The sequence below is a fragment of the Paenibacillus barcinonensis genome (assembly GCF_003217495.1).
Taxonomy (GTDB): domain Bacteria; phylum Bacillota; class Bacilli; order Paenibacillales; family Paenibacillaceae; genus Paenibacillus; species Paenibacillus barcinonensis.
The window spans coordinates 510,518-529,520 of sequence record NZ_QJSW01000001.1 but is presented as its reverse complement, the minus strand read 5'-3'; the positions used below and the strand labels follow the sequence as shown (position 1 = coordinate 529,520).

The window sequence follows — 19,003 nt, the reverse complement described above, 5'->3', positions numbered from 1 at the left end:
TTAATCCAGGAGGTGTGCATGCAGATACATTACGAAGCCCTTCACAGGTCAGCCTTGGAGGCCGGGATTTCGGCAGAAGAATGGGACTGGTTTGTACAGGGAACCTCATTCAAAGAAATACCTCGGGGAACCGCGTTGATTCGTGCAGGCGAGAGCGTGCATCATGCGTACTTTTGCACCAAAGGCTGTTTTCGATTGTATTATACACTGCCCGATGGCAAGGATTTTAATGTGGCCTTTACGCTGGAGCAGGATTATGCCACATCGTATGCGGCGATGGTCTCAGGGGCCGAATCATCGTATACCATTGAAGCGCTGGAGGATTCCACTGTGATTGCCATACCTTACGATGCGCTGCTGCATTTCATGGAGGCCAGTCATCACTGGGAGCACTTTGTGCGTAAGGCGGTTGAGCGGCTGTATATACGTAAGGAGGAGCGTGAGCGAGAACTGTTATGCTTATCTGCGCTTGAGCGTTACGAGGCATTTTTACAGAAGTATCCTGGCCTTGAAAAACGAATCCCTCAGTATCATATCGCTGCCTATATTGGCATCTCTCCTGTTTCACTGAGCCGTTTACTCAGATAAACGAACGTTTATTTCATGTCATTAACCTATGTTAATGCTTGATCGCTCCAGTGTGCTTTAAGCTATACCTAGTTAAAGTAGTGGAAATCCACTCCCAGATTAGATGCACAAGGAGAGATTAGTTATGAGACATATGATGATTGTATTACTTGAATTTTATCCTTCCTGGCTGGCTTTGCCACGGGAGCAGCGTAGACAGCATGCGGCTGCTTTGCAGGCCACCATAGAGAAGTACAGTGGTCTGGTAAGCGTCAGATTTTTCGATGCTGAGGCTTTGCCGGGCAAGGAATACACCGATTTTGTCGTATGTGAGACAGAGGATCTCAAAGCCTATCATTATTTATGGGAGGAAATCCGCGATTCGGAGCCGTATACGAAGGGATATATGAAAATCAAAGATGTCATTATGGGATTGGAGAATGCATTCCAAGCCTACGAGCGGGAAGCATTAGATATGCCTGAGTAAGACGGACTCAAAGCGAAATAATATCATATTGACCTCACAACGCTGCACCGTGGATATGTCATCGGGGCGGCGTTTGTTTTTTGGTTGAAGTAATCCTCCTGCGCAGCAGGATACAAGCACAAGCCATTGCATAACGCTACGCATGTAATGATAGAAAAAGGATGTGAAGCTATGAATGCAAACCCTTTCGAAGGGTATCGGATTACTAGTTCCTTCGGTTATCGAATTCATCCTATACATGGAGGACAGACGTTTCATCGAGGTGTAGATCTGGTTACCGAGCCATGGAATGGCCCTGTGTATGCCTTTTTGGATGGGACTGTACGTTTTGCGGCTGAAGGACAAACAGGCTCCGGTTTTGGCGGATATGGACTTACGGTGGCATTGGAAGATCATCGGGGATATTTGCATTGTTATGGTCACCTTTCTCGAACTGCCGTAAGTGTAGGTCAGCGGGTGAGAAAAGGTCAATTGATTGGTTATCAAGGCAGCACGGGTCAGAGCACAGGTCCACATGTGCACTATGAGATTCGTAAAACCAGTTCTCCTTCCTATGGATACACACCTGGTGAAAAAGGTGTAGTTGAGCCTGGGGCTTATTTGTTAAAAGAGCATGGAACGACGGCGCAGGAGGAGGGGCAACCGATGACAAGTGAAGAGAAGCGAATGTTTACGCTGATGCAGAAGCAACTGGAGCTCCAAGGAAGCTGGATTCAAGAACAGAAGCGTTTGTCCAATATGAGCTGTCCTGAATGGGCACAGGAGGCGCTGACGTATTATAGACCTTATATCCAGAATAATACAGGCAGCTACGACTTCTGGAGAATGCTTGTGATTATGCACCGCAAGGAAACAGGGAGGCTGGTGCAGGAATCGGATTAACGTTGAAGCATATTACATCCTGTTGGAAGCAGATGAAGACAACGAATCCGGAAGCTCAAGAGGCTTAAACAGCAAGGTTAACGGTTCGCACCCGCTTCCGGGCTAAGAACTAAAAACGGAAGATTGCCGTTTCGCCCGGTGCATCCGGTGCATCAGTGTCATATGTTAGGGTATACCTTATAAAGAGGAGGCAATCACATGAGCGAAGTAGGTTACGGCTGTGGGGGCAATAACGTTGCTGGCGTAGGAATGTACAATCCATTCACATCGACAGGTGCAATCCTGGTACTGTTCATTCTGTTGGTTATCATCACCAAAGCATTCTGCGTGTAATTGTTCCAACAACCCTGAAAAGACAAAGGGAAGCCACTCAGGCTTCCCTTTTCGCTCTTTTCTATTACTGGACATAAATCTCAACAATCGCAATATCTCTTTCTTTCGCTAAATCAATAAAGGCTGTGGAGGTCTGAACGAGTGGTCGGAAATAGTCAGCTGGGTTATTCATGACGATGACACCCGTGTGTCCGCTGGTGAGCAACACTTTTTTTCCAATAAAATTCGGAAGCATATGTTTGATCAGTTCTTGTGTTGCTTCGGCACTCAATTGGCCAAAACTGAGGCTGTACAATTCGCATAGCACAGATATCAGCTCTTGCTTGGTCTGATAGACCCTGTTTGTTGTCATCGCGCTGTAAACATCGGCTACCGCCGTTATACGTGCATAGGGATGGATTTCGTCGCCACGTAATCCATACGGATATCCACTGCCATCCTCGCGTTCGTGATGCTGTAGGGCAACGAGTGCAACGATCTCGTCTTCTGTGGAGGCTTTAATAATATCGTAACCGTAAAAGGTATGCTTTTTCATTTCTGCGAATTCTTCAGTTGTTAGTTTACCTGGTTTATGTAAGATTTCAGCAGGAATCTTTGATTTGCCTATATCATGAAGATATCCAGCCTTGGCTACAGTAAGACATTCTTCCGGGTTGTATCCCATCCAGCCTGCGATATAAAAAGCAAGCATACCGACCTGCAAGGAATGGTTGTAGGTGTAGTCACTATCCCCGTCCAGCATAAGCAGCAGGGAGACGACGTCCTTTTGCTTTTCGAGTTGTCCCGTCAATGTGCCTACGATTTCGTCAACCTGTGATTCATCAACAAATCCTTGTTCAATAGCTTGCTCAAACAGGGAATGCGTACCTTTGATCGTGTCGTTAAACAGATTGGTTAACAGACGGGTTTGATCGGAAGGCAAGGTTTGTTCATCAGAGTGAAGGTTGGATGTAGGTTCTACATCTGCGAAATCAATTCCATGCTGCAGCAGTTTGGATATATCATCTTCGCTGAGAACGGAACCTTTCATCAGCATGTGGAGACCTGAATCATTGTAGATATCGTTTTTTAGCAGGTCGCCGGGTTTAAGATCTGTAACATGCACTCTCACGTATAAACCACCTTTTTCCTCGACTAATATCGACACATATCAATATAATAACAAGAAAAAAATGGACTGACAACGACTTGTTTACTATTCATAAATTTCTGTAAACCGCGTGCAGTCTCATTTTTTTCTAGTCCATAGGGTTCCAGGGTCCTAGTTGATGACCTTTCCATTCGGACCCATCTTCCCAGACTTCCTTTTTCCAAATGGGAACCGTTTGTTTAAGCTTTTCGATTGCATAACGACTTGCATCATAACAATCATTACGATGAGGAGAAGACACAGCAATGACCACACTGATCTCTTCTACATCTACTTTACCAATCCGATGACTGATTGCAGTTCGCACACCCGGCCAGCGTTCCGCAATCTCTGCTCCGATGGCGGACATTTGGGAGAGAGCCATAGGCACATAAGCCTCATATTCCAGAAAAACAGTGCGCTGATCGCCTGTCATTTCCCGGGTTGTACCTACAAAAGTCAGCGTAGCCCCATGATTGGCGGTAATCACCAGATTGGTGGTGGCCTCAACAGACAAGACAGCATCGGTGATGAGGAATAGGCCATCTTCGGTGCGATGCTCTTGGGTCCCAGGCTGACTTTGCTTGTTATCCCCGGAGCTTGAGGAGCCATCCCCTCCAGATACAGGAGGAATCAAAGCAAGCTCGTCTTGCGCTCTAATTATAGTATCGGCTGGAGCATAGTTTTGATTTACGGCCAGAAAAGATGAACGAATCAGGGTGGCTGCTTCAGGGTAAGCATTACTTAATTGTTCCTTGAGCAGGGAGGCGGTAGGTGTATCACCGTCGAATTCAAACAATAGCTGTGATGTATTTAAACGCTCTGCAATGCCTGCAAATAGTTGAATGGTCAATTTCATAGAATGAATCCCCTCTTTTTGATCTCTAAACCTCATAAATATATCATAACGACGTAGAAAATGTTATTCTTATCTATTAGAAGAATGTACGTTTTAATGAATGGCAGGGGAGGCACTTTGATGCACAGTAGTGAGAAGCAGACATTAACTATTTTACACACCAATGATCTTCACAGTCACTTCGGTTCTATGAGTGCAATTGCTGCTATGATTAGTCAGGAACGTGCACAGGGTGGACACCTGCTTGTGCTTGATATTGGTGATCATATGGATCGAATGGCTGTTGAAACGGAAGGCACACTCGGCATGGCGAATGTGGATGTAATGAACCTGACGGGGTATGATGCCATAACTATTGGAAATAACGAAGGGCTGACCTTTACGACGGAACAACTTGCCCAAGCCTATAATGCACTTCACTGTCCGATTGTATGTGGCAATGTAGTGGAGCAGAGTACGGGGCAGCCTCCAGTATGGATGCAGCCCTGCGCGATGATTGACAAGGGGCCATTCCGAATCGGTCTGCTGGGCGCCACGGCTCCCTTTAATACCTTTTACGAGCTGCTCGGATGGCAGGTGCTGGACCCGGTGGATACCTTAAAGGCTCAGGTTAAGCAGCTTCGGGGTCAAGTAGATGTAATCGTTGTGCTGTCACACCTTGGTCTGTCGACAGATAAAAGGCTGGCGGAAGAAACTGAAGGCATTGATGTGATTCTTGGCGGTCATACCCATCACATTCTGGAAGAACCGCTCGTTATAGGACAGACGGTGCTGGGGGCTGCGGGCAAATTCGGACAATGGCTTGGGAAGGTCGTGCTGGAACGAACGGGTGAAGCTGGGCCGCTGCATCTGGTAACTAGCGGCTGTGCTCCTGTACGGGAAGAACTGCTGGAGGAGCAGGTATCTCTGGCGATTTCAACCAATGGAACAGAAGCCGAGCGTGTGCTTAATCAGACAGCTGTTATTACGGATAGAGGGCTGCCGATAGATTATGAGCGGGAATCTGCTTTTGCCAGCCTGCTTGCACAGGCCGTTCGCCAATTTACAGGGGCAGAGCTTTCACTTGTGAATGCGGGTCAGCTGCTTGGCAATCTTCCACAAGGAGATATCACCAAGGGAATGTTACATTCCTTATGTCCATCTCCGATAAATGCTTGTACAATAGGCTTGAATGGAAGTCAGATTCGTGAAGCACTTGAGCAGTCACTGCTGCAGGAATATACTCGCAAACCAATCGTAGGGTTTGGCTTCCGCGGGAAGATTCTGGGTACGTTATGCATGGACGGAATGGAAGTAAGGTATGATCCGAATGCACCTGTATATCACCGAATTCAATCTATTGAGGTGAACGGTGCGCCTATGGAAGATCAGCGTGAATATGTTGTTGGGACACTTGACATGTTTACGTTTAATGTAGGTTATCCATCCTTGGCTCAAGGAAGAAACGTACAGTATCATCTTCCGGAGTTTATACGAGATTTGGTGGAAAAGGAATTAAAACGACCTGGGGCGCTGGAGGAGAGCATGCGGTCCCGCTGGTTTCAAAGCTAGAACGACAAGACTGCCTTCTGCTGAAGCGCGGCAAGTGTTCATTACATCTACGGAGCGGGAGAGGATAGGCTGTGCGTTTAGTACATATAAACTTATTGCAGCCTGGCATGAAGCTGGGAAAACGAATTTTTAGTGAGGAAGGTCTGGTCTTGCTCAGTGAGGATGTAGAACTGACGAGCCGTTTGATCGGTCGATTGAAGGATCTCGGGATTGGATATGTATATATTCAGGATGCAGCAACAGAAGATATTGTTGTACCCGACATGCTTCAGGAAGAAACGAAGCGAAGAGCGCTGGTGGAGATCAAGCAGCAGTTTCAACATATGTCCGGCTTCAAAAGCAAAAATCAGATTCCTCATTTTGGAAAAGCGCTTAGTGGTGTAATGAATAGTATATTGGAGGACATTGGAGGTCAAAAAGAAGCAATGATCATGTTAATGGACATGAACTCCAGTGACTTTGATCTATATAACCACTCGCTGAATGTATGTGTGTATACCCTTGTTCTGGGCGTAGCTTCAGGTTATTCACGCCAGCAGCTCATGGAGATTGGTCTGGGTGCTCTGCTACATGATATCGGAAAAACACAGATTGCCCCTGAAATTTTACATAAACCCTCACGTCTCAGTGACGAGGAATTTAAAATGATTCAACACCATACCACATACGGACATCGTATTCTCAAGGATGAACCGGGAATTCCATTGCTGTCTGCACACTGCGCTCTGCAGCACCATGAACGTATTGATGGCAGCGGGTATCCTTCCGGTTTGAAAGGCAATGAAATCCATGAATATGCCAAATGGATCGCTCTTGCCGATTCTTACGATGCGATGACGACCAATCGGGTGTATCGTAAAGCTCTGCTTCCTCATCAGGCTGTAGAAGTGTTATACACCGGTTCAGGTACGCTTTATGAGCAGAGGATGCTTGAAAAGTTCAGAGATTGTGTGGCGATCTACCCGATAGGTCTATCGGTTACACTGAGTACAGGAGAAGCCGGCGTGGTAGCAGCGATTCAACCGCGTGTGCCCCAGCGCCCACTTATACGTGTGCTCAAGGATGCAAGAGGTGAGATGCTCGCTTCACCATACGAGATCAATCTTGCTACAGAGCTTTCCGTCATGATTACAGGGGTAGAAGGTGTGGATGATGCTGTCGAGGTTCCGCTGGTCGAACCGTTGAATAGCTGATCGGGCAGGATATAGACAAGCGCTCAACTGTATACCGGGAGCAGAAGGATATTTCCCGAAGTTACATGAGCGTTTTTTGTCATGTAATGGACAGGGGTTGACTGTGCAGCAGGATTCATAATTGTGCTATGATAAAAGATAACTCCTAGACGAGTGATCTTGGATATGATGTAAAATAAACATTTCAGGTTAATAAAAGGAATAAGGTGAAGAACTATGACCATGCTAAACTCAGGATCGGTACAACCGATGCCTTTATCACCCACGAATGATCCGTGGGACCCGATCGGCTCTCTGCGCACCTATGGACGGCATGTGCTGACCAGTGTAGAAATGACTGTGACACATCTGTGTAATATGCGATGTGAGCACTGTGCCGTAGGGGATATGCTTACGATGCAGGAGGCACCTGCCCTCCCGCTCTCTTTGATGCTGAAGCGACTGGATGAGGTAGAGCATCTTCAGACCATCAGTTTGACAGGGGGAGAGCCCAGCTTCAGTCAGAGAACGGTGGATGAGATGATTATTCCACTGCTTAAATATGCCAAGGAGCGTGGAATCCGCTCCCAGATCAATTCGAATTTGACACTGGATATCAGCCGATATGAAAAGCTGCTTCCATACCTCGACGTCATGCATATTTCCTTCAACTATTTAAATGCCGATGATTTTCATCAGGTCGGATTTGCGAACAGCGGCAGACCGGTGAAGCGTGAAGTTGCGGTGAAGATGTATGAGAAAATGATAGAGAACTCTCGTAAACTGAGCGAAGCTGGCATGTTTATTTCTGCCGAGTCGATGATCAACTATCGCACATATGACAAGCTCGAAGGTATTCACCAGCTGATTCGGGAGATGGGCTGTGTGCGGCATGAGGTTCATCCAATGTATAATTCCAACTTTGCCTCGTCGCTGCCTGTGTTGTCGCTGGATCATATGAGAGCAGCTATTCACCGTTTGCTGGATGTACGTGATAAGGACATGTGGATGCTGTTCGGAACCTTGCCCTTCTTTGCATGCAGTGCCGCCGAGCAGGATCGTGCACTGATTCAGCGATTGTATAGTGAGCCTAATGTGACGGTTCGCAATGACCCCGACGGGCGTAACCGTGTTAATGTCAACATGTTTACAGGTAACGTGTATGTCACGGATTTTGCTGATATTCCAGCCTTCGGTAACATTCATGATCGTAAACTGGATGATGTGTTCCATGAATGGTCTGCGGAGCATCCGCTGAACCAGACAGTGAACTGTCATTGTGATGCAGCTTCCTGCTGCGGGCCGAATTTGCTGGTCGCTGACATGTATTACAAAGGTGTTGACTTTAAATCAAGAAAAGCAATTACACGTTGATATTCCAGGTGCATTCCTGAAATAGATAGAAAAGGGGAGTTTCAACTTGGAAGTGCATACCGAGTTTCATTTTGGACAGCTGGCACTTAATTTGTTCTTTGTCTTTTTGCTCGTCTTTTTGAATGGCGTATTTGTTGCTGCAGAGTTCTCTCTGGTCAAAGTAAGACAGACACGCCTGACGCAATTACAGAGTGAGGGGAATCGTCTAGCCGGGTATGCATTGAAGGTAAACAGTAAACTCGACGCTTATTTATCGGCAACGCAGTTCGGAATTACGCTGACGTCTCTTGGACTAGGGTGGTTGGGGGAGCCGGCCATCTCCAAATTGCTTGTGGAGCCACTCATGTTCAAACTGGGGGTTGCGGACACGGGGCTGATTGCTACAGTGTCGGTTATCATCGGTTTCTGTATCATTACGTTTCTGCATATCGTGCTTGGGGAGCTGGCACCCAAATCTCTGGCGATTCAGAAAACAGACGGGATCGCGCTGCTCTTGTCAGCGCCATTGCTGTTATTTTATAAAGTTTTCTTCCCGTTCATCTGGGTGCTGAACGCCTCGGCGAATGCTTTATTACGTCTGGCTGGTATTGAGCCGGCAGGCGAAAGTGAAGCACACTCTGAGGATGAGCTTCGTATCCTGATGAAACAGAGTGCCAAGAGCGGTGTCATTGATAAGGATGAGATCAAACTTATGGACAACATATTTGATTTCTCCGACATGCTGGCCCGGGAGGTAATGCTGCCACGTACGGATATGGACTGCTTATACACACATTTGTCTCTGGAAGAGAATCTGAAAATTATTAACGCCACAAAGCATTCACGTTATCCTGTCGCTGTAGAGGATAAGGATGAGATTATCGGTTTCATCCATATTACCGATCTGCTGCTGGCTGAACCGGAGCAGCAGCAGAATCTTGCTGCACTGGTGCGCCCGATTCTGAACGTACCCGAGTCGATGGAGATTAGTCATGTGCTGCGTCTGATGCAGAAGAAGCATTCCCAGATGACGCTTGTCGTGGACGAATACGGGGGAACTGCCGGGCTGCTAACAGCAGAAGAAATTCTGGAAGAGATTGTTGGAGATCTGTACGATGAGTTCGAAGATGAGCGTCCGCATATGGAACGAATCGGTGATGCTTTTTCAGTAGACGGTCGTTCGCTGATTGAGGATGTTCATGAATGGACTGGAGCAGTGATCGAGGACGATGAAGTAGATACGATAGGCGGCTGGTTGTTCAAAGAGCTGGAGGGCAGTCCGGCTAAAGGCAAAACCAGAGAACAAAACGGATATGTTTTCGAGGTGGAAGAATCTACACGCCTGCGAATCAATCGGGTGAAAGTGTACAAGCAGATGAAAGCTCTGGAAGAGAAAAACGGTGATCCACGGCTCTCTCAAGATGAAGATCATAACAACAAATAAAGTAAGGCCTTTGGAAGCGGCGTTCAGGCGCGTTTTCAAAGGTCTTTTTTTGTACAGATTTCATAAAAAAGGGATTATCCTGCTCCAGCCTGACATATGGTTATAAGGACGGGAAAGGTTGGGGCTGTACCATCGTTATTTTCAAGCATTGCCGGATGCATGCTATTGGATGATAAAGGAGGCTTTTGGAATGAAAGATCCGCAGGTCCGGGCATATGTACCTTTTGTAGGTCCATTTGATCCGTGTAAGCCCATAGGTATTCGTACGTACCTGGTTCCACCGCAGCTGTTTATTCCCTTTCAGCCGATGGGGTGGCCGCAATATAGCCCGGCTGAGGCGTTGAGAGTAGGAACACTGTGGCCCGCATTATTTAGTCCGTATACCTCAAAGAAAACCAAGGAAAGGGCGGTGGAGAGCGATGGAGAAGGAGCAGCCGAAGGCTTGTGACGCCAGGTATTATGAACTGCTGGAGGAGCTGCAGGCGCTGGATTTTGTGCTGGTCGAGCTGAATCTGTACCTGGATACACATCCGGGAGATTTTCAAAGCATTGAGCAGTATAACAAGTTCAGTCAGGAGCGTATGCGCGTAGCACATGAGTTTCAACAGCTGTATGGTCCGTTGACCAACTTTGGTCATGCCTTTTCCAAATATCCGTGGGAGTGGTCACAGACACCTTGGCCATGGCAAGTATAAAAATCGAAGGAGGCGTCCTGTACAATGTGGGTTTATGAAAAAAAATTGCAATATCCGGTGCGGGTGAGCAAATGTGATCCTCATATGGCAAAGCTGCTGATGGAGCAATACGGCGGTGCAGACGGAGAACTTGCGGCAGCTCTGAGATACCTGAATCAACGTTATACCATTCCTGACAAAATTATCGGTCTGCTGAACGATATTGCGACGGAGGAATTTTCTCACCTGGAGATGATTGCAACGATGATCTACAAACTCACCAAGGATGCCACCATGGAACAGCTGGAGCAGGCCGGGCTGGATGCTCACTATGCAGCGCATGACAAAGCACTCTTCTACAGCAACGCTGCCGGTGTCCCTTTTACGGCCACCTATATTCAAGCCAAGGGTGATCCCATCGCAGATTTGTATGAGGATATTGCAGCCGAAGAGAAGGCCCGGGCTACATATCAATGGTTAATTGATTTGACGGATGACGTGGATTTGCAGGACAGTCTGAAATTTTTGCGGGAACGGGAGATTGTGCACTCGCTGCGCTTCCGGGAAGCCGTTGAGATACTCAAGGACGATCGGGAGACGAAGAAAATTTTCTAGGTCGTGACTGAAAACGTTGAAGGCAGCAGAGATGATCGACAGTCCGTGCGGGCTGTCTTTTTTGTTTGAAGGGAAAGATAAAAAAGGACGAATCATCGGAAGTTGTATTCCCTGACCGCCCTACTGTTATAAATGATGTTGTATGCATAAATGCTTTAAAATTCAACGACCATGGCAACATTTTGCCACCCGGCGCCAACGGTCCAGAACAACACCTTGTCACCGCGCTGTACCTTACCCGAGGTAATGGCTCGATGCAGTGCTATAAACGGACTGCTGGTGGAGGTATAACCGAATTCGTCTCCAACGTATACGGCGATATCATCTGCGATGCCGATATTATCGGATACCGCACGGATATTCGCTATGGACAGCTGGGAGAAGCAAGCGGCTTTGATCTCGTCCGGCCTGATCTCGTTTCGCTGCAGCAAGGTCCGAATAGATTCAGAGGCGGCGTCAACACAGATGGAATCGTCAAACGGAGTGAACTTTACATGAAAGGCTCCTGCATCTACACCCTTGCTTCCCAGCTTGGCTAACCCTTCAGCGGGGAATAGAGAGTTTTGATACACACAGGTATCCGTCTGATAGATGGAATCAATAAAACCAACTGCATGCTCATCCCGTTCAACAATTACGGCTGCGGCTGCATCTCCGAAGTTGGCGAAGTAAACCGGATCATCCGGGCTGGCATGAGGGGCAATATAATCCGAGCCGATAATCAAAGCGCGTTTGATTCGCGGATTGCCGAGCATCTGACGACTGACCTGTTCAAAGGCCGCGGTCATGCCTGCGCAGTTGGCATTGCTGTCGATACAGATGGTGTGGGATGCTCCGCTGATCAGATGATGAATCATTAAGGAATTCGTAGGGAAAATGTATTCCGGTGTCTGGCTTGCGTACGCAATCAAGTCAATATCCTGACCGGTGAAGCCGGTTTTGGCGAGAAGCAGCTGCGTTGCCTCAAGGGCCATAGTCAGTGAATTTTCGTCATCGTGGTCAATCTTGTAACGCGAATCACGTCCGAGTGCTTTTAACAAACCGCGCACATCAACCCCTCTTGCATCAAAATGTTCAATATAAAAGTCATTGTGCACCTTGGTTTCAGGGTGATATATATCAATATCTACAATACGAATTCCAGCCATCGTCATCCTCCTCATAAGTGGAAAGGCAGAGCTGTAACGAAAACGCCAGGTGATGGTGATGCAGATGCAGATGGTTACACTGAAATAATCTCCAGATTGTCGAGCCCTACGGTCCGGCCTAGTCTGGCAAGCTGCATTTTCAGAATGGCATTGTTCTCCAGAGTTAACACGACTTTTTGAAATTCATCCTTTTTGAACATGGCTAGACATCCCTCCAGAAGAGGTACGATCTCGGGGGCGGTGACGTTAAGTTTTTTGCAGTCGATGTCCAGGCTATACTCCTTGGTGTTGATTGAAGCAATGGTATCCTGATACGCCGAGATGGAACGAAGGCCATCCTCTTGAGAGAAGGAACCCTCCAATTCAATGTACAGCACCTTGTTTGAAGCATCCGTCTTTAGATTGAAATTTCCCATTGCGCAGTATCTCTCCTTCGTAGTATGAATGAAAGTTATCCTCTATGGAATGAATCAGTCCAATAGCCCCTAAGACAAATGATACAGGTTGTTATAGGTCGGAAGGATAATTTACCCATATTATAAAGGTATTATTGTAAAAAGATCAATAAAAAGGTCGAATGGTGTATAAAAATGTAGAACGAAGAATTACTGGATTTCCCTCAACGAACATTTACCGGTTTTCCTTTAATCGAAATTTACTGGGTTCCCCTTAACGGAAATTTACTGAGTTTCTTCAATAGTAGCAAGCAGTACATTAAATGCGCTGATAATTCGCGGAGCACCTACACAAGGTGCGAGATGAAGCAGGATGCCTTTAAGTTCCTCGACAGTGATGCCCACATTTAGTGCCATGGCATAATGGACCCCAAGCTGCTCATACTGACCTTGAGTAATTAAGGAGGAGATAATAGCAACTTCCTTCCATTGCTCTGTAATGGTTGTGCGTTGAAAAATATCACCATACGCTGTCCCCATAATAAACTCGGACAGCTCTGGAAAATGTTCTTTGATCGGTGCAAGTGCCTTCGCACCATACTCACCGGAAAGCTTGGCAAAGCGGTCCAACCCTTGTGTTATCTGATCACTCATGTGTCATACCCCCTAATTTAAGTGCACTACGCGGTGAGCTGTCGGTGGAATTTCATCCCGATCGGTCAGCAGCTCGATGACAGTGACCTGTTTGAGCTTCAATGCGGTTTCCAGCGCGGAAGAGAACTGTGGCAGTGTTTCTGCTCGGAAGGCATTGGCTCCCAGAGCTTCAGCAAATTGAACAGCATCCATCGGGACTTCATACAATGTGCCATCAATGCGCCCTGTCGTTTTTTCCATGCCTTTCAGTGCCATATCCAGCTGCTTGTTGTTTACAACGATAAAAATGACAGGCAGATTCTTGCATACGGCTGTATGAATTTCCGTGCCCAGCATCATGAAACACCCGTCTCCGGTAATACAGACCACCGTCTCTTCTGGTGAAGCGGCCTTGGCTCCAATAGCCATACCGATGGCATTACCCATGCAGGCAAAATAGGCATCAAATATAAAACTGCCTGGTTTCTTCACTTTATACCGCTGTACGGCATGGAAGCCATGACTTCCATCATCAACAAACAGCTTGTGATCGTACGGCAGCATATCACTCATTCGATCCAGCACAGCCGCGAGAGACAGATGTGGCAGCTCGGGTAATCGGGACTGATACGGGACAGGTTGGCTGAAATCTTCGGAGACAGCAGCAGGCTTCGGAGGCAGGATGGTCAGCAGGTACTGCAGATTGTCTTTGATGTCGCCTGTAATATGTAAGGTCTGGGACTGCAGGATTTTGCCAACGAAGGTTGGATCAGTATCGAATTGAATCAGCTGTGCCGGATGATTGTGAGGCTTGAGATTACATAGCGTCATATCACTTAGCCTGGAGCCGAGCACAAGGTACAGATCGCTTTGATTCAGCAGCTCGTCCCCATGCGGGAAGCCGCCTACACCGCAAGGGCCGTGATATAGGGCATGATCCCATGCGATGGCTCCCTTGCCGCCGGGCGTTGTAATAACAGGAAGATTTAACCTTTCGGCGAGCTGCAGCAGTTCCTCATGGGCACCGGCACGGGTTACCCCTTTGCCTGCAATAATCAGAGGATGCTGTGCTTGCTCGATTAGCGGCAGAATTCGATTCAGATTCGAGATGCTAAGTAATGGTTCAGGTTCGGGAAGAACGATGTGGCAAGCCGGAAGCTGCTCGGTTTGAACGTCAAAAGGAAGACAGAGATGCACAGGACCTTTGTTCGGGCCAAGGGCAATAGAGATGGCATGGTTCAGAAGGGTGCCGAAGTGATCCCCGCGTTCTACGAGTTTACTGAATAGTGTAGCGGGTCTGAACATTTCGGCCAGATCGGCCAGATAAGAAGAGGAGTCTTGACACTGAGGAATGCCGAGCTCCTGAATGGATTGATGACCCGTAAGGAAAAGAACGGGTAGATTATTGGCTTTGGCATGCGCCGCTGCCGTAAGCAAGTTGGTTCCTCCTGGGCCAGATGTGGCGAAGGCTACTCCCAGACGGCCTGTCTGTAACGCGTATCCTGAGGCGGCAAAGCCTGAACTGGCCTCGTGGCGGCCGGGGATGAATTCCAGACCGTGATCGACCATTTTCAGAAGAGCGGGACAGATTGATTTTCCGATAATACCAAATACATGAGTGACGCCCAGATTGCGCAGTGTTTCTGCCAAGTAGTCCGCAACAGTTCTCACGCGTGAACACCTCGTTTCAAGTAATGGGTTTATAGAACCAGGCGGCGTATCCGATTGTACATGTTGGTATTTGTCTAAGGTTGTAAAAGGAAGAAATCCTTGTTATTAGAAATCGTATCTTTTTTTGTGTTTTCTTGTCAACATTTTTTGTGAATCTAATTTCCTGCTTCTAAAGTTGTGCATACCCCGGTTTTCATGAATACGATTACATAAATAGGATACGAAATCTGTAACTAAATACCTATATGCATTAACGTAATGACGCAATGGTGCGATAATGTAATGATTGAATAGCGTATCTACTACAGGATTTCTGCTATACTGAGAGGGAACTGGAGGTAATATGATGACTGCATTGAAAATGGCCGTAATCGGGCTGGGTAAAATGGGTTTACATATGATTGATCAAGCGGAAAATACACAGATGGAACAGTCCGTGGAAATTGCCGCGGTGTGTGATGCAAATGAGGAAGGTTTGAAGGCCTTTGCCGCATCCCATCCATCCGTGAAAACATATCTTGACTACGAGCAACTGCTGGATGAGCAGCAGATTGATCTGGTATACATTGCTGTTCCACCGAAATATCATTATCCGGTTGTTATGGAAGTGCTGAAGCGCAATATTCATGTGTTCTGTGAGAAACCGCTGGCGAACAGTCTGGAAGAAGCAGGCCGGATGCTGGAGGCTGCGGAGCAAGCGGCAGAGCGGGCTGGAGTAGTTCACGCCGTACATTTCTCCATGCCACATGAACCTGCGGTGCTCAAGCTACAGGACATGATCAGACAGCATGCTGCGGGACGCATTCGCAGAATTGATCTGATTCTGCAATTTCCGCAATGGCCGAGATCCTGGCAGCAGAACAACTGGGTTACGAGCCGTGAGCAGGGAGGATTCATCCTGGAAGTGGGCATTCACTGGATTCATATGATGCAGCAGGTGTTTGGGCCACTTCATATGCTGGAAGCTCGAGTGACTTATCCTGCAGACCAGCCGAATGCGTGTGAGCAGGAAGTTCAGGCTGTGCTTGCACTGTCTGATGGAACGTGTATTCATGTACAGGGCATCTCTCACTTTGCTGGCGAGGAACGGGTATCTATGGTGGTATACGGAACGGAAGGCACGATTGCACTGGAAAACTGGGAGGAGCTTATGAGCGGACCCATCGGACAGCCGCTGTCTGCGGTGGAAGTAGTGGAATCCACGAGTGAGCTGCCTGTTCTGAAACATGTGATTAGTCGTATACAGGGTAAGCCTGGGAAAATCTACACGTTCCAGGATGGATATGAGGCACAACAGGTGCTGGAAGCACTAAGGCAGCAGCGTTAAATTTACTTTAATGTTAATTTCTATCTCACGCCGAAAGGAACTATGGATATGACGAAAAAAACGGTACTGCGCAAACCGGAAGCGATGATTTTTGATATGGATGGCACGTTATTTCAGACAGAGACCTTGCTTTTGCCTGCCTACCATCAGTTATTTGATACGCTGCGTGCAGAAGGACATTTTGAGGGTGAAACGCCGCCGGAAGAGCGGATGCTTGGAAGTCTGGGTATGCTTCTTGAGGATATCTGGAAAATTGTTATGCCTGAGGCATCCGAAGCGGCTCATCGCCGGGCAGATGAGTTATTGCTGCAACTGGAGATTGAAGGATTGGATGGAGGCAGCTCCAAGCTGTATCCGGGTGTAAAAGAAACACTTGAAGCGCTGAAAGCTCAAGGAATTCGTCTGTTTGTTGCCAGCAACGGTCTGGAGGATTATGTCAAGGGGGTCGCTTTTGCTCATGATATTATGCCGTTGTTTGAAGGGGTATACAGTGCGGGACAGTACAAGACACCTTCCAAGATCAATCTCGTACAGATTCTGCTCCAGAAACACCGGATTCAGGATGCCTGGATGGTAGGAGATCGCTCCTCGGACGTTGAGGCGGGTAAAATGAATCATCAAACCGTCATCGGCTGTGCATATGCCGGATTCGGGAGAGACGAAGAGCTGGCTGGATCGGATGCACTGATCTCGGATTTTGCAGAGCTGCTTCAACTTTACGAGGAAGCGGAGTAAGCTGTTATACGAATTTCATAATGCTATCCCACAAACCTGCATTACGGCGTGATTAACGCCTATGCAGGTTTTTTGTTCTGATCACGCAGTCACATTCTCCCCTGTAGAAAGTTGATTTCCCTATCCCGCATCGGTTGTAAATCCCTCTATACTTTCATTCAAAAGCTATAGGGGGCCTGATTCTGATGAAACCATCCAAACTGAACGCCTACATCTTCATACTGCCAAGCCTTTTCCTCACATTGGTATTCGGAATCTATCCGCTGTTATGGGCTCTGCGTTATATGTTTTATGACTATCAGGGCATCGGCAAACCTGTATTTATCGGACTGGATAACTTTGGACGGATTATACGAGACGGACAGTTCTGGGAATCTGTCAAAAATACGGGGGTTTACGCACTCGGTAAACTCGTTGTTACGATCCCGCTCTCACTTATTCTTGCTATTATACTGAACCGCAAGTGGCGCGGGCGCTCACTGTTCAGAGCTGTTTTTTATCTTCCAACCATCTTCAGTGCCTCGGTTATGGCTATCGTATTCTTTATTATCTTCAATTCATATAACGGTATTCTGAATCAGCTGCTGCTCAAATATCACATTATTGGCGAGCCGATTAGCTGGCTGGGTGCGGATCATGCGATGCTGACGACCATCATCATTGCGATCTGGGGTGCAGTCGGCAACTACATGTTATTGTTTATCGCAGGTCTGCAGAGCATTCCAGAGGAGCTGTATGAAGCAGCCTCACTGGATGGGGCGAGTGAGTTCCAGAAGCTCCGCAATGTTACTATTCCACTGCTCGGGCCTGTGCTTCAGATGATCATTATGCTGGCGATCACAACCGCGCTTAAAGGTTACGAGAGCATTATGGTATTAACCGAGGGCGGACCGTACGGGAAAACAGAGGTCATGTACCTGTACCTGTTCAAATTGCTGTTCCCGGTATCCGCAGATACGCAATCCCTTCAACAGCTGGGATATGGCAGTGCAGTCGGCTTCACAACGGCTCTTATTGTAGGTGTGGTTACGCTTATTTACTTCCAGATTTCCAAAAAGCTTAATGATGTCTACTAAATGAATGAACAGGAGGAAACGATGATGACTCAAACCGTGCTTGCACCTTCAAGTTCAACTGCTACAGGCTCATTCCGGTGGGCGCGCTGGACCAAGCGAACGTTGCTCTTTATATTTCTGATCATTATTGCGCTACTGTCGTTGTTCCCGATTATTCTGGTATTGTTAGGCTCATTCAAATCCAATCAGGAGCTGACTGGCGGGGCAACCATTTGGCCGAAAATATGGCAATTTACGAACTATGCCCAAGCCTGGAAGACCGCGAATTTTTCCGGCTTCACAGTTAACAGCGTGTTTGTAAGCATTGCAACAACTGTGGGTACACTACTGGTATCCTCCATGGCAGCTTATGCCGTGGACCGGGTTAACTTTAAAGGCAAAAAAGCCTACACCCTGCTCATGGCATCCACCTTGTTCATATCCATTGGGGCAGTGGTGCTTCGTCCGCAATTTGATCTTATGGTCAAACTGGGATTAAACAATTCCTTATGGGGTGTCATTATCATTTTGATCAGTGCTCATGCGGCAACCTATTTTATTCTCGTCGGCTTCTTCAAAAGCATTCCTCGTGAGCTGGACGAGGCGGCCATGATTGACGGCTGTAATTTCTTCACAACCTATTGGCGTATTATTTTGCCGCTCCTGCGTCCCGGCTTGGCGGTTGCCGGTTTGGGTGTATTCCAGAACTCATGGAACGAGTATATTCTTCCTTTTGTATTTACGATGAGTAATCCCAAGCTGCAAACACTGCCTGTAGGTCTGGCGAATTTGCGCTACGGGATCGGTGCTGCGGCAGAGGTACAGTTGATGATGGCCGGCGCTTGTCTCTCCATTTTGCCATTGTTGGTCGTGTACATTTTTGCCAATAAGTCGTTTATGCAGGTTACGCTGGGGGCTGTCAAAGGCTAGGACGGCGAAGAGCAGGAATACAGATTCCGGGAACGGTATTGCG

Annotated in this window: 21 protein-coding genes; 15 read left to right on the top strand and 6 right to left on the bottom strand. The window is 47.4% G+C overall.

Annotated features, from left to right (window positions below; translation table 11 throughout):
* Positions 1–18 precede the first annotated feature (18 nt).
* From DFQ00_RS02565 to DFQ00_RS02550, 4 genes are all read left to right on the top strand, one after another.
* Positions 19–588, top strand: coding sequence for a Crp/Fnr family transcriptional regulator (locus tag DFQ00_RS02565; protein WP_110893810.1), 570 nt, complete (start codon positions 19–21; stop codon positions 586–588).
* Between the two features lie 124 nt (positions 589–712).
* Positions 713–1,054: a darcynin family protein gene (locus tag DFQ00_RS02560; RefSeq protein ID WP_110893808.1), complete on the top strand. Its 342-nt coding sequence runs from the start codon at positions 713–715 to the stop codon at positions 1,052–1,054.
* Between the two features lie 171 nt (positions 1,055–1,225).
* The gene (locus DFQ00_RS02555; RefSeq protein WP_208643740.1) at positions 1,226–1,936 is read left to right on the top strand and encodes a M23 family metallopeptidase; all 711 of its coding nucleotides are present in this window, start codon (positions 1,226–1,228) and stop codon (positions 1,934–1,936) included.
* 198 nt (positions 1,937–2,134) lie between these two features.
* The gene (locus tag DFQ00_RS02550) at positions 2,135–2,269 is read left to right on the top strand and encodes a YjcZ family sporulation protein (RefSeq protein ID WP_110893804.1); all 135 of its coding nucleotides are present in this window, start codon (positions 2,135–2,137) and stop codon (positions 2,267–2,269) included.
* Between the two features lie 64 nt (positions 2,270–2,333).
* Here the strand turns inward: DFQ00_RS02550 and DFQ00_RS02545 are convergent, their stop codons facing one another.
* Together DFQ00_RS02545 and DFQ00_RS02540 are read right to left on the bottom strand one after the other, a co-directional pair.
* The gene (locus DFQ00_RS02545; RefSeq protein WP_110893802.1) at positions 2,334–3,380 is read right to left on the bottom strand and encodes an HD-GYP domain-containing protein; all 1,047 of its coding nucleotides are present in this window, start codon (positions 3,378–3,380) and stop codon (positions 2,334–2,336) included.
* A gap of 127 nt (positions 3,381–3,507) precedes the next feature.
* The gene (locus tag DFQ00_RS02540; protein ID WP_110893800.1) at positions 3,508–4,257 is read right to left on the bottom strand and encodes a molybdenum cofactor biosynthesis protein; all 750 of its coding nucleotides are present in this window, start codon (positions 4,255–4,257) and stop codon (positions 3,508–3,510) included.
* Positions 4,258–4,377: 120 nt separating this feature from the next.
* Here DFQ00_RS02540 and DFQ00_RS02535 point away from each other — a divergent pair, with 120 nt between their 5' ends.
* From DFQ00_RS02535 to DFQ00_RS02505, 7 genes are all read left to right on the top strand, one after another.
* Positions 4,378–5,808 carry a bifunctional metallophosphatase/5'-nucleotidase gene (locus tag DFQ00_RS02535; RefSeq protein WP_110893798.1) on the top strand — a complete coding sequence of 477 codons (1,431 nt, stop codon included), beginning with the start codon at positions 4,378–4,380 and terminating at the stop codon, positions 5,806–5,808.
* 107 nt (positions 5,809–5,915) lie between these two features.
* Positions 5,916–7,001 (top strand): HD-GYP domain-containing protein, encoded by a 1,086-nt coding sequence (locus DFQ00_RS02530; RefSeq protein ID WP_244213663.1) that lies wholly within the window; start codon positions 5,916–5,918, stop codon positions 6,999–7,001.
* Positions 7,002–7,217: 216 nt separating this feature from the next.
* Positions 7,218–8,354 (top strand): radical SAM/CxCxxxxC motif protein YfkAB, encoded by a 1,137-nt coding sequence (gene yfkAB / locus DFQ00_RS02525; protein ID WP_110893794.1) that lies wholly within the window; start codon positions 7,218–7,220, stop codon positions 8,352–8,354.
* Between the two features lie 46 nt (positions 8,355–8,400).
* The gene (locus DFQ00_RS02520) at positions 8,401–9,777 is read left to right on the top strand and encodes a hemolysin family protein (RefSeq protein ID WP_110893792.1); all 1,377 of its coding nucleotides are present in this window, start codon (positions 8,401–8,403) and stop codon (positions 9,775–9,777) included.
* A gap of 190 nt (positions 9,778–9,967) precedes the next feature.
* Complete coding sequence (locus DFQ00_RS02515) at positions 9,968–10,225, top strand: spore coat associated protein CotJA (RefSeq protein WP_110893790.1); 258 nt, start codon at positions 9,968–9,970, stop codon at positions 10,223–10,225.
* On the top strand, positions 10,197–10,472 hold the full coding sequence (locus tag DFQ00_RS02510) for a spore coat protein CotJB (protein WP_110893788.1): 276 nt from the start codon (positions 10,197–10,199) through the stop codon (positions 10,470–10,472). Before DFQ00_RS02515 ends, DFQ00_RS02510 begins: the two co-directional genes overlap by 29 nt.
* Positions 10,473–10,496: 24 nt before the next feature.
* A complete protein-coding gene (locus DFQ00_RS02505) occupies positions 10,497–11,066 on the top strand; it encodes a manganese catalase family protein (RefSeq protein ID WP_110893786.1) in 570 nt (189 codons plus the stop codon).
* 155 nt (positions 11,067–11,221) lie between these two features.
* Here the strand turns inward: DFQ00_RS02505 and DFQ00_RS02500 are convergent, their stop codons facing one another.
* The 4 genes from DFQ00_RS02500 to DFQ00_RS02485 all read right to left on the bottom strand — a co-directional run bounded on the left by DFQ00_RS02500 (position 11,222) and on the right by DFQ00_RS02485 (position 14,913).
* A complete protein-coding gene (locus DFQ00_RS02500) occupies positions 11,222–12,214 on the bottom strand; it encodes a 3-oxoacyl-[acyl-carrier-protein] synthase III C-terminal domain-containing protein (RefSeq protein ID WP_110893784.1) in 993 nt (330 codons plus the stop codon).
* A 74-nt stretch (positions 12,215–12,288) separates the two neighbouring features.
* Entirely contained in the window at positions 12,289–12,630 is a 342-nt protein-coding gene (locus tag DFQ00_RS02495) for a hypothetical protein (protein ID WP_110893782.1), read from the bottom strand.
* Positions 12,631–12,894: 264 nt separating this feature from the next.
* Positions 12,895–13,263, bottom strand: coding sequence for a carboxymuconolactone decarboxylase family protein (locus DFQ00_RS02490; protein WP_110893780.1), 369 nt, complete (start codon positions 13,261–13,263; stop codon positions 12,895–12,897).
* Positions 13,264–13,275: 12 nt separating this feature from the next.
* Positions 13,276–14,913, bottom strand: a complete 1,638-nt coding sequence (locus DFQ00_RS02485; RefSeq protein ID WP_110893778.1) for a thiamine pyrophosphate-binding protein — start codon at positions 14,911–14,913, stop codon at positions 13,276–13,278.
* A gap of 346 nt (positions 14,914–15,259) precedes the next feature.
* Here DFQ00_RS02485 and DFQ00_RS02480 point away from each other — a divergent pair, with 346 nt between their 5' ends.
* The 4 genes from DFQ00_RS02480 (at position 15,260) to DFQ00_RS02465 (ending at position 18,960) form a co-directional block, all read left to right on the top strand.
* Positions 15,260–16,240 (top strand): Gfo/Idh/MocA family protein, encoded by a 981-nt coding sequence (locus tag DFQ00_RS02480; RefSeq protein WP_110893776.1) that lies wholly within the window; start codon positions 15,260–15,262, stop codon positions 16,238–16,240.
* Between the two features lie 48 nt (positions 16,241–16,288).
* Positions 16,289–16,975, top strand: coding sequence for an HAD family hydrolase (locus tag DFQ00_RS02475; protein ID WP_110893774.1), 687 nt, complete (start codon positions 16,289–16,291; stop codon positions 16,973–16,975).
* Positions 16,976–17,160: 185 nt separating this feature from the next.
* Positions 17,161–18,051 (top strand): carbohydrate ABC transporter permease, encoded by an 891-nt coding sequence (locus DFQ00_RS02470; protein WP_110893772.1) that lies wholly within the window; start codon positions 17,161–17,163, stop codon positions 18,049–18,051.
* A gap of 24 nt (positions 18,052–18,075) precedes the next feature.
* Positions 18,076–18,960, top strand: coding sequence for a carbohydrate ABC transporter permease (locus DFQ00_RS02465; protein ID WP_110893768.1), 885 nt, complete (start codon positions 18,076–18,078; stop codon positions 18,958–18,960).
* Positions 18,961–19,003: the final 43 nt, after the last annotated feature.